Genomic DNA, 15,100 nt, shown 5'->3' on the forward strand with positions numbered 1-15,100 from the left:
TCAGCGATCCCTGCGCAGTTTTGCGAGCCGGTCCAGCGCGCCCTGCAGGATGAACATCGCGGCGTGCTCGTCGATCACCTCGGCGCGGCGGGCGCGGGAAACGTCCATTCCGATCAGCTCGCGCTCGACCGCCGCGGTCGAAAGCCGCTCGTCCCATAAGGCAATGGCAAGCCCGGTGAGATTGGAGAAATTGCGGGCAAAGGCGCGGGTCGATTGCGCGCGCGGCCCCTCGCTGCCGTCCATGTTGATAGGCAGCCCGAGCACGAAGCCGACCGCGTTGCGCTCGCCTGATATCGCGAGCAGCCGCGCCGCGTCGGCCTTGAAGGCCTTGCGCTGGATGGTCGCGACGCCGGTTGCCAGCCGGCGGTCGGGGTCGGACACGGCGACGCCGATGGTCTTGGAGCCAAGATCGAGGCCGATCAGGGCGCCACGCTCGGGCCAGTGCGCCACGGCGTCGATCAAGGGGAGGATGGGGGCAGGCATCGCCCCGCTTAACACGCACCGCGTCGCCCAGGCAAAGCCGATCGCGGCGTGGCATCCATGCGAGAACGCCACGCCGCGCTTGGTGTTACCGGATCGCGACCGGGTTGATCATGCTCTGCACCGCGCCCTTGAAGCGCGGCTGACCGAGGACGAACAGGAACTCGTAGGCCCTGTCCCGGGCCAGTTCAGCGGTGTTCATGTTTTCGAGGATGTAGGTGCCGTTCATCGGCAACAATATCTGGTGCACCTCGAAAACGTTCTTGGTCTCGAACGGGACCGCTTCGACGCCCCAGGTATCGGCGCCAACAGCGACGACGCCCTTGCCGGTGAGATACTTGGCGCCTTCGACGCCCAGACCGGGTTCACCGGCGCCGAAACGCTTGTCGTCCTTGCCGATCAGGCTGAGCCAGCCGGTATGGAAGATCACGACGTCACCCTGGCGAATTTCGACGCCCTGCTTCTTCGCGACTTCCTCGATCTCCTTGGTGTTGAAGGCGGTGCCTTCCTTGACCACGTCGGTGTTGTAATGGGCGGCCATGTCAAGCAGCACGCCGCGGGCAACCATCGGCGGAATCTTCTCGACGCCGAGCTTCTTCAGCCCGGTGGGATCGGCGAAATCGACCAGCTTGTTGCCGTTATAGTAGACGTGCTCGACGCCGATATGGCCGAGGCCATCGAGTTGGCTGCCGACGCCAACCCAGCCGTCGATGAGGTCGTCATTGTAGGTAGTCTTGGTCGGTCCGAGGCCGGGGCTTCCCGCTTGGCCGGGTTGCACGACGGTGATCTTGAAGGCGCGCGGCGGATGGGCCGGCGTCGTGGAGTCGACGGGAATGCCGAGTGCGTAGGTCTTGCCGGTTTTGACCAAGCCCGCTGCCTTCACGACGAGTTCAGGCGTCATGTAGTTGGCAGCGCCGATCTCGTCGTTGGGCCCCATTTCGATTTCGTCCAGTCTTGAGCGCTTGCCGTTCCGACCGTACCCAACAGGGCAGCAGAACAGCACAACACGAAAGCGTTGCGCATCGCAGTTCCTCCCAGATGTTGACGTTATGGTTTTTGGTAACTAGCGGCTCATACTAACGTAGCGGGGCGCGGCGGCCAGAAATTTTTCGAGCCGTTGCGTGTGTGCGATGGAAAGCCGCGAGTGCTGCGCCGCAATTCGATGTGTTGCTGAATTGCGGCAACGGAATTTTCGCGCAACGGAACGCGTGGGGCAGTTCAGTGGATGCGCTTAGCCTGTTCGGCCTGCTCGCGGTGACCGCGATGCTGGTGGCCTACGCGCTGGAGGACCGCAGCCACTGGTTCATCATTGCCTTTGCCGGCGCGTGCGCGCTCGGCTCAGTGTACGGATTTCTGCAGGGCGCCTGGCCGTTCGGGCTGGTCGAGGCGATCTGGGCCGGCGTCGCGCTGCGGCGCTGGTATGTCAGGCAGCGATAACCTCGCCGTTGCCGGCCAGACAGGACGCAAAGCCCTGGAGCGCGCTGTATTGATGGGCCGTGCGACGAGTGATGAAAAGCGTCTCGACGTGTGCCTGCGCCGGGTTCAGCGTGTGGACGTTGACGGTATCGTTCCGCCCGACGACGGCGCGCGGCAGCAGCGTCACGCCCATGTCGGCGGCGACGCAGCCGATCATGCCGTCGAGCGTGCCGAGTTCGAACCGGGCGGAAGACGGCCAGCCGAATTCCGAAAACACCTGTTCGAGCCGCTGCCGGTAGGTGCAGCCGGTACGGAAGACCAAGGCGGTCGGACCCGAGCCGGGCGTTCCCGCACGTAACGCGCCGAGGCTCTGCCAGCGCCGTGCCGTGACCAGCACCAGTTCTTCGCGGAAGACAACTGTCGCATCGAGTTCGGCATGCTCGATCGGCCCAGCAACGAAGGCGCCATCGAACGTGCCGTTGAGCACGCCGGTCACGAGGTCAGCCGTTGTCGAGGTCCGCAGGATCAATTGCACCGCCGGAAAGCGGCGATGGAATTCGGCGAGCAAAGAGGGCAGGCGTACCGCGGCCGTCGTCTCCATCGAGCCAATCGAAAGCGGCCCCTTCGGCTCGCCATCGTCGCGCGCGGCCAGCACCGCCTCGCGCGACAGCGCCGCCATCCGGTCGGCATAGGGAAGCAGGCGGCGGCCGGCGCCGGTCAGCGTCATGCCGCGGCTGTGCCGTTCGAACAACGCGGTGCCGATCTCGGCTTCCAGCGCCTTCACGCGCTGGGTGACGTTGGACTGCACGGTGTTGAGTTCGTCCGCGGCGCGGGTGATGCCGCCGAGCCGGGCCACGGCCGAGAAGGTGACGAGATCGCTCAGCTCCATGGCAGCCCCGTTTCTTTCTAGAGATGGGAGAGTTCTATAGTATTCATTTTTGGAGAATGATAGTTCGGCCTAGACTGCCTGTCTAGTTTGCAGGGGAATGGACATGCCGATCTCCACGCCATTGACCGCCCGTCTGGGCATCCAGCATCCGATCCTGTCGGCGCCGATGGATGTGATTGCGGGCGCGCGCCTAACGTCAGCCGTCAGCGCTGCCGGCGGGTTCGGCATTCTCGGCGGCGGCTATGGCGACCGGGCGTGGTTGGAGCAGGAGGCGGCCAAGCTCGCCGATGTCTCCGATCCCTTCGGCATTGGCTTCATCACCTGGAGCCTTGCGAAGCAGCCGGCGCTACTGGATGTCGCGCTTGAAGCCGGTCCGCGAGCGATCATGCTCTCGTTCGGCGATCCCACACCCTTCGCACCGCGCGTCAAATCATCGGGCGCGTTGTTGATCTGCCAGGTTCAGGACGAGGATATGGCGCGACAGGCGCTCGATGCAGACGCCGACATTCTGATCGCACAGGGAACGGAAGCCGGCGGCCATGGCGCCTCGCGCACCACGATCGACATTGTGCCGGCCATTGTTGATCTGGCGGCCGGCCGGGTGCCAGTCGCAGCAGCAGGCGGGATAGGTGACGGCCGCGGGCTTGCGGCGATGATGATGCTGGGCGCTTCCGGCGTGCTGCTCGGCACCCGCTTTTATGCCAGCCAGGAATGCGACGGCGCGGACGAAGCCAAGCGGCGCATCTGTGCAGCCTCAAGCGGCAACAGCGTTCGCGGCATCATCTTCGATCTGTCGCGCAACAATGTCTGGCCGGCGCCGTTTACCGGCCGCTGCCTGATCAACGATCATGCGCGGCGCTGGATGGGACGCGAGGTCGAGCTCATGCAAAATCTTCAAGCGGTTACCGCCGAATATGCGGCGGCGAGAGCGGCGGGCAATTTCGATATCGCTGCCGTCATTGCGGGCGAAGCGGTCGGGCTGATCCACGATATCCCGCCCGCCGCCGAAATCGTTGACAGGATCGTCACCGAGGCGGAGCAGATATTGGGTGGACGGCGGAATTCAGCGATCACTTCTTCTTTCCCTTCTCCCCTTGTGGGAGAAGGTGCGCGGACATAGTCCGCGCCGGATGAGGGGTTTGTCTCCGCGGACAGAAACCCCTCACCCGTCTCGAATGAGCTTCGCTCATTCGATCCACCCTCTCCCACAAGGGGAGAGGGGATGCAGCAGCCGAGCAATATAACTAGCGAGCACAACCATGTGGCCAGATCGCCGGATCATCGACCTCTTCAAGACCGAATTTCCGATCGTGCAGGCGCCGATGGCCGGCGCCGTGGACGCCGAACTCGTGATCGCCGCAGCCCAAGGCGGGGCGCTGGGTTCGCTGCCGTGTGCGATGATTTCGGCCGAAAAAGCACGCGAGCAGGTCAACATCATCCGCCAGCGCGTCACGGCGCCGGTCAACATGAACTTCTTCTGTCATAAGCCGGTCGATGCCGATCCTACGCGCGAGGCCGGATGGAAGGCGCGGCTTGGCGCTTATTACAAGGAATTGGGTATCGATCCTTCCACGCCCATCAACGCCGCCAACCGTGCGCCGTTCGACGAGACGATGTGTGCGGTGGTGGAAGAACTGAAGCCGGAAATCGTCAGCTTCCATTTCGGCCTGCCGGATCCGGCGCTGGTCAAGCGCGTCAAGGCGGCGGGCTGCATCGTGATGTCTTCGGCAACCATTGTGAAGGAAGCGATCTGGCTGGAGGAGAACGGCGCTGACGTCATCATCGCACAAGGTGCCGAAGCCGGCGGCCATCGCGGCATGTTCCTGACCGACAATGTCGCCCAGCAGCCCGGCACGTTTGCGCTGGTGCCGCAGGTAGTCGACGCAGTGAAAGTGCCTGTTGTCGCAGCCGGCGGCATCGCCGACGGGCGCGGCATTGCGGCGGCGTTCGCGCTTGGCGCATCCGGCGTGCAGATCGGCAGCGCCTATCTGCGCTGTCCGGAGTCCAAGGTGATCGGACCCGCGCGCACGGCGCTGGCCCAGGCGCATGATGATTCCACCGTCATCACCAATGTCATGACCGGCCGTCCTGCGCGTGGCGTTGCCAATCGTGTCATGTGCGAGGTCGGACCGATCTCGCCGGATGCGCCGGCATTCCCGCATGCCGCAACCGCACTCGGGCCGCTGAAGGCCGCGGCCGAAAAGCTCGGCAAGGTCGATTTCACCAATCTGTGGGCCGGGCAGGCGGTGCGGATGGGCCGCGAAATGCCGGCGGCGGAATTGACCCGTTCGCTCGCGGGGGCTGCGCTGGCGCGGTTCGGGGCGCTAAGCGGATAATCCCATTCGCCGCTCAGTGCGCCGGTTCGTCGCGCCTGACGTCCAGATGCTCTGCGGCCAGCGAACGGTAATGTGCTGCCATCTCCTTGTAGTGCTGCCTGGAGATGGGATCGGTCGCATTTTCGGCGCGGCGTTCGAACATCTCCGCCTTTTCCCGCAGGATTTTAGCCTGGGAGATTTTAGCCTGGGACATGGCTCTCCTCCCGTTTGGGTCAGGTTAAGCAGGCGAGGTAGACGATCGCGACGCCGAGAACGGTCCCGATGGACCAGAGGGCCGGATCCCAGCTTTCCGATCCGGCGCGGTCATTTTCGATGATCGATATGACACGGCCTCCCGATGTTCCGGCCGCGACTACATCCCCCGATTGCTTCAGGATGACTACGTCAATCGGTAAAAATGGTTTCGTCGGGGCGCCTTTGCGCAAGAAATCTTCGCTTCGCACACGAAATCTTGTGCATCACGGCAAGGGCGACCGAAAGGGCCCTGCGGCCGCCTGTTCCCGCGGTTGCGGCGCAAAAGCGGCCTCTGCTATACGGCGGGTGCGAATTCCCCCTTTGAGGCCTATATTTATGTCTGTAGATGCCGCCACTGTTCGCCGCATCGCGCATCTTGCGCGGATTGCGGTCACCGAGGCCGAGGTTCCCCATTTGCAGGGCGAGCTGAACGCCATGCTGGCCTTCGTGGAGCAGCTTTCGGAAGTGAACATCGACGGCGTTGAGCCGATGACCTCGGTGACGCCGATGGAAATGAAGAAACGGCCGGATGTGGTCAGTGACGGCGAGATTCCCGACGACATCGTCAGGAATGCGCCGGAGACACAAAACGATTTCTTCCTGGTGCCGAAGGTGGTGGAGTAGAGCGTAGCGTTTTCGAGCGAAGTGGGTACCGGTTCGCGTGAAGAAAACGCGTCAAACAAAAGAGTCTTCCGATGTGTCTGCTCTGCGACGATGAAAAGGCCTATCAGGCCTATATGAACTATCTCGACGCGATGGAGCGGCAGGGCAAGGCCGCCGATCCCGACAAGGCGATGGATGCCGTGCTTGATCAGCTCGAGGCAGCCGACAAGGCGCGCGCCAACGATCCCGCCAACGACAAGACGCTTTCTCCGTTCTTCTGCAGCCCGATCAATAAATGACCGATCTGACATCTCTGACGATCGCGGAGGCCCGGGAAGGCTTCGCGAGCAAGTCTTTCACCTCGCTCGAACTGACGGATGCGCATCTTGCCGCGATCGAAGCGGCGCGTTCGCTCAACGCCTTCGTGCTGGAAACGCCCGACCAGGCGCGTGCCATGGCGCGCGCGGTCGATGCGAAGATTGCCAAGGGCGAGGGCGGGCCGCTTGCCGGCATTCCGCTCGGCATCAAGGACCTGTTCGCAACCAAGGACGTGCGCACCACGGCGTGCTCAAAGATCCTCGGCAACTTCGTGCCGCCGTACGAATCGACCGTGACCTCGCAGCTCTGGCGCGACGGCGCCGTGATGCTCGGCAAGCTCAACAACGACGAATTCGCGATGGGCTCGTCGAACGAGACCTCGTGCTTCGGCCCGGTGGTCAACCCGTGGCGCCGCGAAGGTTCCAACACCACGCTGGTGCCGGGCGGCTCGTCCGGCGGATCGGCATCCGCGGTGGCAGCGCTGCTCTGCATGGGCGCGACGGCAACCGACACCGGCGGCTCGATCCGCCAGCCTGCCGCGTTCACCGCGACAGTTGGCGTCAAGCCGACCTATGGGCGCTGCTCGCGCTGGGGCATCGTGGCGTTCGCGTCCTCGCTCGACCAGGCCGGTCCGATCGCGCGCACGGTGCGCGATTCTGCGATCCTGATGCGCTCGATGGCGGGCCACGACCCGAAGGACACGACCTCGGTCGACATCGGCGTGCCCGACTATGAAGCCGCGATCGGCAAGTCGGTGAAAGGGATGAAGATCGGTATCCCGAAAGAGTATCGCCTCGACGGCATGCCGGCGGAAATCGAAAAGCTCTGGACCGAAGGCGCGGACTGGCTGAAGGCGGCCGGCGCCGAACTGGTCGAGGTGTCGCTGCCGCACACCAAATACGCGCTGCCGGCCTATTATATCGTCGCGCCGGCGGAAGCCTCGTCCAACCTCGCGCGCTATGATGGCGTACGCTATGGGCTGCGCGTGCCGGGCCGCAGCATAGGCGAGTTGTACGAGAACACCCGCGCGGAAGGGTTTGGCGATGAAGTGCGCCGCCGCGTCATGATCGGCACTTATGTGCTCTCGGCCGGCTATTACGATGCCTATTATCTGCGCGCGCAAAAAGTGCGCACGCTGATCAAGAAGGATTTTGAGGACTGCTTCGCCAAGGGCGTCAACGCGATCCTGACGCCGGCGACGCCCTCGGCCGCCTTCGGCATCGGCGAAAAGGGCGGCGCTGATCCGGTCGAAATGTATCTCAACGACATCTTTACGGTGACGGTGAACATGGCGGGGCTGCCGGGCATCGCCGTGCCGGCCGGCAAGGACGCGCAGGGACTGCCGCTTGGGCTGCAGTTGATCGGCCGTCCGTTCGACGAGGAGACGCTGTTCTCGCTCGGCGAAGTCGTGGAGCAGGCGGCCGGCCGCTTCACGCCGCCGCGCTGGTGGTGACATGCCGGATTTCCGCACCAGCCTGACGGATGCCGCGCCAGCGCCGGGCCTGCAACCGCCGCTGGCCGCGTTGTGGTGGGCCGCCAAGGGCGACTGGGACCGGGCCCACAAGATCGTGCAGGGCGAGAGCGGTGCAAACGCCGCCTGGGTGCATGCCTATCTGCACCGGGTCGAAGGCGATCTCGGTAACGCCGGCTACTGGTACCGCCAGGCTGGCCAGCCGGTGGCGAAGGATTCTCTGGAAGCCGAATGGGAGCGGATCGTGTCCGCACTGCTCGGGGGTGGAAAAGCATGAACGTGTCAGTCAAACCCGGAAAACTGATTAAGGGCCAGACCGGCGACTGGGAAGTCGTGATCGGGATGGAGGTGCACGCCCAGGTCACCTCGAAATCAAAACTGTTCTCCGGTGCGTCGACCGAATTCGGCGGCGAGCCCAACAGTCATGTGTCGCTGGTCGATGCCGCGATGCCGGGCATGCTGCCCGTCATCAACGAGGAATGCGTCAAGCAGGCTGTCAGAACCGGGCTCGGCCTCAACGCCAAGATCAACCTGCGCTCGGTGTTCGACCGAAAAAACTATTTCTATCCGGACCTGCCGCAGGGCTATCAGATCAGCCAGTACAAGTCGCCGATCGTGGGCGAGGGCGAGATCGTCGTCGAACTGGACGGCGGCAAGACCGCCACGATCGGCATCGAGCGGCTGCATCTGGAACAGGATGCCGGCAAATTGCTGCATGATCAGTCGCCGACCATGTCCTATGTCGACCTCAACCGCTCCGGCGTGGCGTTGATGGAGATCGTGTCAAAACCTGATATTCGCGATGCCGAGCAGGCCAAGGCCTACGTGACAAAACTTCGTTCGATCCTGCGCTATCTCGGCACCTGCGACGGCGACATGGAGAAGGGCTCGTTGCGCGCCGATGTAAACGTTTCCGTGCGAAAGCCGGGCGGGCCGCTCGGCACCCGCTGCGAAATCAAGAACATGAACTCGATCAACTTTATCGGCCAGGCGATCGAGTACGAGGCGCGGCGCCAGATCGAGATCATCGAGGATGGCGGCACGATCGACCAGGAGACGCGACTGTTCGACCCCAACAAGGGCGAAACGCGATCGATGCGCTCCAAGGAAGAGGCGCACGACTATCGTTATTTCCCCGATCCCGACCTGCTGCCGCTTGAGTTCACGCAAGGCTATGTCGATGAGCTCAAGGCGAAGCTGCCGGAACTGCCGGACCAGAAGAAGGCGCGTTTTATCGAGAGCCTCGGCCTGTCGCCTTACGACGCCGGCGTGTTGGTCGCCGAGCGCGAGAGCGCGGTCTTCTATGAGACCGTGCTGGCCGGTCTTGCCGACAAGGCGCGCGATGGCAAGCTCGCCGCCAACTGGGTGATCAACGAGCTGTTCGGGCGTCTCAACAAGGAAGGCCACGGAATCGCAGACTCGCCGGTGTCGGCGGGGCAGCTAGCTGCGATCGTTGGCCTGATCGGCGAGGGTACGATTTCCGGCAAGATCGCAAAAGACCTGTTCGAGATCGTTTGGACGGAAGGCGGCGACCCGCGCGAGCTGGTCGAAGCGCGCGGCATGAAGCAGGTCACCGATCTCGGTGCGATCGAGAAGGTCGTCGATGAGATCATCGCCGCCAATCCGGACAAGGTCGCACAGGCGAAAGCCAAGCCGCAGCTCGCCGGCTGGTTCGTCGGCCAGGTGATGAAGCAGTCCGGCGGCAAGGCCAATCCGCAAGCGGTCAACGATCTGCTGAAGGCGAAGCTCGGCATCTGAAGCGTCCCGTAACGGGACGACTCCGTCGTTGATGGCGCCGCGATTGATGCGCGCGAGCGTGTTTCGATCGTCGATCGCGATCTGAAATTCACCCTCGCGCCGGATAGCGCAGTTGCGAATCGATCTTCGCGATTCGCAAAAAAGTTCGGTTTTGGCGAGCGGCGATGAGACGCCAACGCTGTGCCCACGAAAATTTTTTTATTGCCAAAATTTGCGACTCAGAGTCCGTGCACACGACTTTTTCACGGCATCAGTGAGTCGCGACGACATCGATTGCGCATCGAACGTGGTCTGCGCGAATTCAAGAAAGTGCTGCGGCACAGGCGCTTCTTGCAATCTTGACAAATGCCGATGGCGGTCGTTGCGGCACTTTTTGCATTGATGCGCGAGCATGTCGTCGCGTCGCCGACTGCAGCGCTGCGCGCGCCCTCACATCGCTGCGTCAACACTTCCTTAAGCGGGAAGCTGTTTTTTTGAATGTGTTGGTGTATTCGGGATGTAGTGCATCTCGATTCCCGAGTGCACGCAGCGACTAAGCCATCTCACTACATTAGGAGGGCAACATGGCCAAGAAAGCTAAGAAGGCGAAGAAAGCGAAGAGCGCAGTGAAGAAGACTGCGAAGAAGACCCGCAAGGTCGCCAAGAAGAAGAAGTAAGTTCGCTTCTTTGAAAATTGCCGGCGGCTCGATGCCGGCACGTCACCCGAGCCCCAAGACGAAACGCTGAAGGCTCTGGTCGACGAAAGAGGGTGTCGGCGAGACATCAGGTCAAACGGCTGGATCGTATTTCGGAAGAACTTGCTCTTTCAAATCGGTCCGGCAGAAGAAACAGGTTTTCTTCGTTCGGTGCGGGTATCCTTAACTGCTCGCAATTTCACCGGGGCAAAAGCCCGGCTTGAAATCTGGTCCTGACGTGTTCGCCGACGCCCTCGTTCCCAGGGGCGTAGTTGCCCCCCGGAACGCCCGCTTGCCGGAGCGCTCCGACAGCCCGCGCATCAGGCGCTCGGCACTGAAGTTTTCCAAGTTCACTTCATCATTCATAGACGCCGAGGGTTCGGTTCCGCCTGTCGCGCCGGTTCAGGCGCGTTTCGGTGGCCGACCCGCCCTTGAACGACTGCATGGCCGCAGAGCTACGCGACGCCGGGTCGTCTGCTGGAACCGTCAATGCTCCAATCGGGTGACGGGGTGATGATGACACTGACATCGCCCGCAATGGTTATCGTTCCGCGAAACCGCAGGGTAAACCGATTTTCACGATCGGCCACTTCTCCCTGTGCCGCAGATACTTCTGCGGTTCCGCGTTCGATGGCGCAAAGTGCCCGTTTACACCCCGTTCATCGCAAACCTTAAACTGCCCTTCAAATTTGATCGGCCATGATCATCCCAACAACAGACCGGAAAACGGCGTTGGGGATGTTTCAACAGTGGACAGGGGCCGCGCTCGGGGGAGGGCGGCAACAATAAGAAGGGGAGCTACAGATGTTTCAGAGGCCGATCGATCTCGACACCGCAATTCCGGTGGAGGCGACCGCGATTCCGGACGTGCTGTTCGAGCGCGGCCTTTACTGGGCGAGCGGCCGTTCCGGCGTGGTCAATCTCGTCGCGGCCCACAAATGGTTCAATCTCGCCGCGCTGAAGGGACGCGCGGATGCAATCTCCATGCGCCGCGAGGTCGCCGCGATGATGTCGGATGCCGAAATCGCCACCGCACAGCGCGAGGCGCGTGCGTGGATGACGGCGCACTGAGGCCAGGTGCAGCCGGCATCAGGCCGGCGGCCCTCCTGTGGCAAGGCAGCACTTCTTGAACTTCTTGCCGCTCCCGCAGGGACATGGATAGTTACGGCCGACGTTACGCCAGGGGTTCCTGATCGGCTCGCTCGGATACGCGAATTCGGCCCACGGGGCTTCGTCGTCGCCATCTTCGAAGACGCTTCGGCGCCGCGCGTCCAATCCAGCGCCACGAGTACATCCTCGATGTAACCGAGATTGTTTTGCGTGAACCGGTCGATGTCGTCGGGCGCGCGTTCGGCTTCGGCAATCTCGTCGTCGAACTCGGGACGATTGACCCATTCCTCGGTATGCGCTCTTCGCGAAAGGCATTGTCGACGAGCGGCACCAGGTCGCGCATTCCAAGCAGGGCGATCGCTTGCAGCCAGCCTGCCCACGCCTGATCGCCGTCTTCGGCCGAGCGCTCTTCATAGAACCGAACAAGCAGGTCCCGAAAGCGATCGCGCGGGATGCGGCGCTCCCATGCAAGGAAAGTCGCCGCACCGAACAACGCTTCACGGATCAATCCATCGATTGAGCGATCGATGATTAGGGCGAACAGGGCGTCGCTATCATCATCGAACACGCCAGTGACAATATTGGCCAGGCTTTCAATGACGGTATCGCCGATGAGATCGTCGACCTCTTGAAAGGGCCGGCGCAGTAGGCGCAGGAGCCGCTGGCAGGCTTCCCGGTCACGTGCTCCGCGCAGGATGTGAAGCCCGCGGAACAGTAGCAGGCTCTCATCGTCCGACAGAACTTCGCCATCCGCGGCCCGCAGCAGGACGGCGCGCAAGCTCGGCGCGGATTTCTTCGATTCTCGCCACGCACATGCCGACCGCGAAATCGGGCAGCTCCGACTCCGTCGCGACAGCATGAAGGTGTTCTTCGATCGGACCGAGATTGGGCGTGTTTTCGCCGTCGCCAAGGAGGGCTTCGAGCTCTTCCTTCTTCATGCTGTGCTCCACCGTGCCGAGGATGCTGCAGATAGAATGCTCTCCCAACGGCAAGAGACGCTCGAACATCGCCGCAAATAGCGCGATGGTTATGGCAGAGGGAGGAGGAAGGGAAGGGCAGCCCCGCGGTCGCTTGCTTCGCGATCAGCGCCGACACTCCACACGTGGTTACAGTCTCCCCCGCGCTCCTGTGGAGCTTCGGGAGACACCCTGTCGGCCTTCGGGTGGCCGAAGCCCGCGAGGGCGTGCGGCCCGCCGTCGCTGCTTCGCGGCTTTGGCGCGGCACCCGCCGCCATTTGCGCTTCACCGCGGCATGCCACGCCGAAGCGCAAGCGAAGGCGGGTGGCGGAGCCGGAGGGATTCGAACCCTCGATAGGGCTTTACAACCCTATAACGGTTTAGCAAACCGCCGCCTTCAGCCACTCGGCCACAGCTCCATGAGGGCGGATATGCCCGACGCGAGGGCGGGCCGCAAGCGGCAGATTCAGGTTACGCCGGGGCCATTTGGTGGCGGTGCCGCCGCCAGCGTTCCTGCCGTGTCGATCCCGCATCCCGCGGAGCAGGTGACGCCGGTCTTTTTCAAGGCTTCGCATTCGATTCGGCGTCGGCATGCAGCCTTGACTAAGTGGCTTGGGAAGCAGGCGCTTCAAATTCAGATACAAAGCGTCACCTTCGCTCCGTAGCGAAATGCATCTCGATCCTGGGGCTTTTGCATTTCCTCGCGTGCTGGTTCCCTGGGGATCGCCGGCCGAAACGGGCCAATGACGGCGAGGGCGCCAGCCTCAGACTTATATACTTGTCATCTATACTCGTCATCGCTGTCGTGACTCTCGCCCAAACCGGCTGCCGCGTCGCCTTCTCTTATGCGTTTTGTTCGATGGATGCGGCGAATCCCGCCGTTCGATTCGACGCGATGGGGATGCTTAGAAGGGGGAAAGCCGCTTGCTGCGCTGCGCGCACAACGATTCACGTGTCAAATAGAACTAATCAAAAATATCTATCAGAAACAAAGGCTTGCAGAAAAACTTCGATCACAAACGCGTGTTATTTGTGCAACACCCTTCGGAAAAGGGGCGGAGTAGGGCCGTTCTGAGCGGTTCCTTTGTTGCGTGTGCAGACGTCCTCGGTAATTGTGATCGGGCGACGGAGGGGGGCATCCCGAGGTCGTCCCGTTTTAGGTGGTTCGCTTAAGTCCCTCGCGTTCATGCGGGAGTGTCCGAAGGCGCGAAGCGACTAAGCGGGTTTCAGGGGACAAGGGAACCAACCTTAGGGTGATTCACCCAGCGGATCCGGAACCTTCCCTACAGAGCAACTTGGAGGTTTAATATGAAGATGGTTAAGAGCCTAATTCTCGGCTCAGCGGCGGGTCTGATCGCCATGAGCGGGGCGCAGGCGGCCGATCTTCCCGTCAAGGCCAAAGCGGTCGAGTACGTGAGGATCTGCTCCCTGTATGGTGCTGGTTTCTGGTATATCCCGGGCACCGACACCTGCATGAAGATCGGTGGTTATCTGCGCGTCGACACCACGTTCAACGCTGCCGGCACCCAGGGTCAGCCGGAGTGGAGCGGCGACGCCGGCCAGGGCAACCGCTACGTTCACAACTTCTTCACCCGTTCTCGTTTGGCGCTGACGGTTGATACCCGCACCGCCACCGAATACGGCGTCGTCCGTACCTTCGGTCAGGGCGACTTCACGTTCGATACATTTGGCAGCAGTACCAATCCGACCACCCTCTCCCCCACCGGCGCTTTCACCTCGAGCCAGCTTCATAGCGCTGGCGGCGGCTATGTCGCGGTTGAGTTCGCGTTCATCCAGTTCGCCGGGTTCACCTTCGGTAAGTCTGCTTCGGCCTTCGCAACGCCGTGGCATGGTTATCCGGGCAACAACACCTCGTTCCTGCTCGGCGGTCATGACACTGTGACCGGTGTGAACAACATCCAGTACACCGCGCAGTTCGGCAACGGCGTGTCGGCCACCATCGGTCTTGATGATCCGGTCGTGTTCCACCGCACCACGCTGGCCAACCTGACCACCGTGAACGCGTTCGGCGCGGGCACCCAGGGCTACGGCGGAGTTTTCACCCCAGATATCGTCGCCAACATCCGCGTCGATCAGGCCTGGGGTCTCTTCCAGCTGTCAGGTTCGTTGCATGAGAACCGCGCGGCCTACAATGCGATCAGCGGTACTCCTGGCGCAGAAGTTACCGGTCACCCCGACACCAAGTGGGGCGGTTCGGTGATGGCTGCCTTGCAGATCAAGAACCTTCCGACGGGTGCCGGCGACGACATCAAGTTGGACGCGACTTGGGCCAAGGGTCACACCAAGCAGGTGATCTCCACCAGCGGTGGTTCGCCGAGCTTCTTGATGTACGGCGATACCGGTCTTGCCGGCGCTTATCAGAGCATTGGCTTCGGTGCGACCACGGATTCGACCTTCCTCCCGACTGCTTTCGGTGGCGATGGCAATATCCATCTCACGACAGCTTATGGTGTTCGCGGCGCGTTCAACCACAACTGGAGCCCCTATTGGTCATCCAGCTTGTTCGGCAGCTACGCTGCAGTTCGGTATGATGACGTTTCGGCTGCTGCCATCTGTGGTCGGATTGGCCACATCCCAGTCGCTGGCACGGGTTATTCCTGCAATCCGGACTTCAACACCGCCCAGCTCGGTCTCATCACCCGCTGGACTCCCGTCAAGAACCTGACGTTCTCGGCTGAAGTCGGCTGGTTCCACCTCGACCAGAAGTTCACGGGGGCAGCCCTTTTCGCCGCCAACCAAGCGAAGCCGACCGCTGTCTACGAGTTCAAGGACCAGGACACGGTGTACCTGAACGTTCGCGCTCAGCGTAACTTCTGATCCCAGTCGTCTGACAC

The 15,100-nt window shown here is 62.3% G+C and carries 17 protein-coding genes, 1 tRNA gene and 1 pseudogene; 11 read left to right on the forward strand and 8 right to left on the reverse strand.

Annotated elements, in window-relative coordinates:
* Positions 1-483 carry a Holliday junction resolvase RuvX gene (ruvX, locus tag RX328_RS23060; protein WP_213252018.1) on the reverse strand — a complete coding sequence of 161 codons (483 nt, stop codon included), beginning with the start codon at positions 481-483 and terminating at the stop codon, positions 1-3.
* Between the two features lie 85 nt (positions 484-568).
* A pseudogene (locus tag RX328_RS23065) lies at positions 569-1,503 on the reverse strand (cyclase family protein).
* Positions 1,504-1,701: 198 nt separating this feature from the next.
* Between RX328_RS23065 and RX328_RS23070 the strand changes: the two are divergent.
* Positions 1,702-1,917, forward strand: a complete 216-nt coding sequence (locus RX328_RS23070) for a hypothetical protein (RefSeq protein WP_213252017.1) — start codon at positions 1,702-1,704, stop codon at positions 1,915-1,917.
* On the opposite strand, the gene RX328_RS23075 is transcribed toward RX328_RS23070, so the two are convergent.
* Positions 1,904-2,785 (reverse strand): LysR family transcriptional regulator, encoded by an 882-nt coding sequence (locus tag RX328_RS23075; RefSeq protein WP_213252016.1) that lies wholly within the window; start codon positions 2,783-2,785, stop codon positions 1,904-1,906. The two genes, RX328_RS23070 and RX328_RS23075, sit on opposite strands and share 14 nt — an antisense overlap.
* Positions 2,786-2,888: 103 nt before the next feature.
* Between RX328_RS23075 and RX328_RS23080 the strand changes: the two genes are divergently transcribed.
* Entirely contained in the window at positions 2,889-3,905 is a 1,017-nt protein-coding gene (locus RX328_RS23080; RefSeq protein WP_213252015.1) for an NAD(P)H-dependent flavin oxidoreductase, read from the forward strand.
* A gap of 139 nt (positions 3,906-4,044) precedes the next feature.
* Complete coding sequence (locus RX328_RS23085) at positions 4,045-5,121, forward strand: NAD(P)H-dependent flavin oxidoreductase (protein WP_213252014.1); 1,077 nt, start codon at positions 4,045-4,047, stop codon at positions 5,119-5,121.
* A gap of 13 nt (positions 5,122-5,134) precedes the next feature.
* On the opposite strand, the gene RX328_RS23090 is transcribed toward RX328_RS23085, so the two are convergent.
* A complete protein-coding gene (locus RX328_RS23090; protein ID WP_213252013.1) occupies positions 5,135-5,314 on the reverse strand; it encodes a hypothetical protein in 180 nt (59 codons plus the stop codon).
* Positions 5,315-5,691: 377 nt separating this feature from the next.
* Here RX328_RS23090 and gatC point away from each other — a divergent pair, with 377 nt between their 5' ends.
* From gatC to RX328_RS23120, 6 genes are all read left to right on the forward strand, one after another.
* Entirely contained in the window at positions 5,692-5,979 is a 288-nt protein-coding gene (gene gatC, locus RX328_RS23095) for an Asp-tRNA(Asn)/Glu-tRNA(Gln) amidotransferase subunit GatC (RefSeq protein ID WP_213252012.1), read from the forward strand.
* Between the two features lie 71 nt (positions 5,980-6,050).
* Positions 6,051-6,257 (forward strand): hypothetical protein, encoded by a 207-nt coding sequence (locus RX328_RS23100; RefSeq protein ID WP_171582027.1) that lies wholly within the window; start codon positions 6,051-6,053, stop codon positions 6,255-6,257.
* On the forward strand, positions 6,254-7,729 hold the full coding sequence (gatA, locus tag RX328_RS23105; protein ID WP_213252011.1) for an Asp-tRNA(Asn)/Glu-tRNA(Gln) amidotransferase subunit GatA: 1,476 nt from the start codon (positions 6,254-6,256) through the stop codon (positions 7,727-7,729). The genes RX328_RS23100 and gatA overlap by 4 nt, the downstream gene beginning before the upstream one ends.
* Before the next feature lies 1 nt (position 7,730).
* On the forward strand, positions 7,731-8,024 hold the full coding sequence (locus RX328_RS23110; protein WP_213252010.1) for a hypothetical protein: 294 nt from the start codon (positions 7,731-7,733) through the stop codon (positions 8,022-8,024).
* Positions 8,021-9,505 carry an Asp-tRNA(Asn)/Glu-tRNA(Gln) amidotransferase subunit GatB gene (gatB, locus tag RX328_RS23115; protein WP_213252009.1) on the forward strand — a complete coding sequence of 495 codons (1,485 nt, stop codon included), beginning with the start codon at positions 8,021-8,023 and terminating at the stop codon, positions 9,503-9,505. Before RX328_RS23110 ends, gatB begins: the two co-directional genes overlap by 4 nt.
* A gap of 1,478 nt (positions 9,506-10,983) precedes the next feature.
* Positions 10,984-11,250, forward strand: a complete 267-nt coding sequence (locus tag RX328_RS23120; RefSeq protein ID WP_213252008.1) for a hypothetical protein — start codon at positions 10,984-10,986, stop codon at positions 11,248-11,250.
* A gap of 18 nt (positions 11,251-11,268) precedes the next feature.
* Here the strand turns inward: RX328_RS23120 and RX328_RS23125 are convergent, their stop codons facing one another.
* The 4 genes from RX328_RS23125 to RX328_RS23140 all read right to left on the reverse strand — a co-directional run bounded on the left by RX328_RS23125 (position 11,269) and on the right by RX328_RS23140 (position 12,664).
* On the reverse strand, positions 11,269-11,373 hold the full coding sequence (locus RX328_RS23125) for an SEC-C metal-binding domain-containing protein (RefSeq protein ID WP_312018026.1): 105 nt from the start codon (positions 11,371-11,373) through the stop codon (positions 11,269-11,271).
* A complete protein-coding gene (locus RX328_RS23130; RefSeq protein WP_213252007.1) occupies positions 11,354-12,067 on the reverse strand; it encodes a DUF1186 domain-containing protein in 714 nt (237 codons plus the stop codon). The genes RX328_RS23125 and RX328_RS23130 overlap by 20 nt, the downstream gene beginning before the upstream one ends.
* Positions 12,015-12,227 (reverse strand): hypothetical protein, encoded by a 213-nt coding sequence (locus RX328_RS23135; protein ID WP_213252006.1) that lies wholly within the window; start codon positions 12,225-12,227, stop codon positions 12,015-12,017. Before RX328_RS23135 ends, RX328_RS23130 begins: the two co-directional genes overlap by 53 nt.
* Positions 12,228-12,570: 343 nt before the next feature.
* A tRNA-Ser gene (locus RX328_RS23140) sits at positions 12,571-12,664 on the reverse strand.
* 12 nt (positions 12,665-12,676) lie between these two features.
* Between RX328_RS23140 and RX328_RS23145 the strand changes: the two genes are divergently transcribed.
* Together RX328_RS23145 and RX328_RS23150 are read left to right on the forward strand one after the other, a co-directional pair.
* Positions 12,677-12,910, forward strand: coding sequence for a hypothetical protein (locus RX328_RS23145; RefSeq protein ID WP_213252005.1), 234 nt, complete (start codon positions 12,677-12,679; stop codon positions 12,908-12,910).
* Positions 12,911-13,553: 643 nt separating this feature from the next.
* Positions 13,554-15,083 (forward strand): porin, encoded by a 1,530-nt coding sequence (locus RX328_RS23150; protein ID WP_213252004.1) that lies wholly within the window; start codon positions 13,554-13,556, stop codon positions 15,081-15,083.
* Positions 15,084-15,100: the final 17 nt, after the last annotated feature.

The sequence above is a fragment of the Bradyrhizobium sp. sBnM-33 genome, from assembly GCF_032917945.1.
Lineage (GTDB): Bacteria > Pseudomonadota > Alphaproteobacteria > Rhizobiales > Xanthobacteraceae > Bradyrhizobium.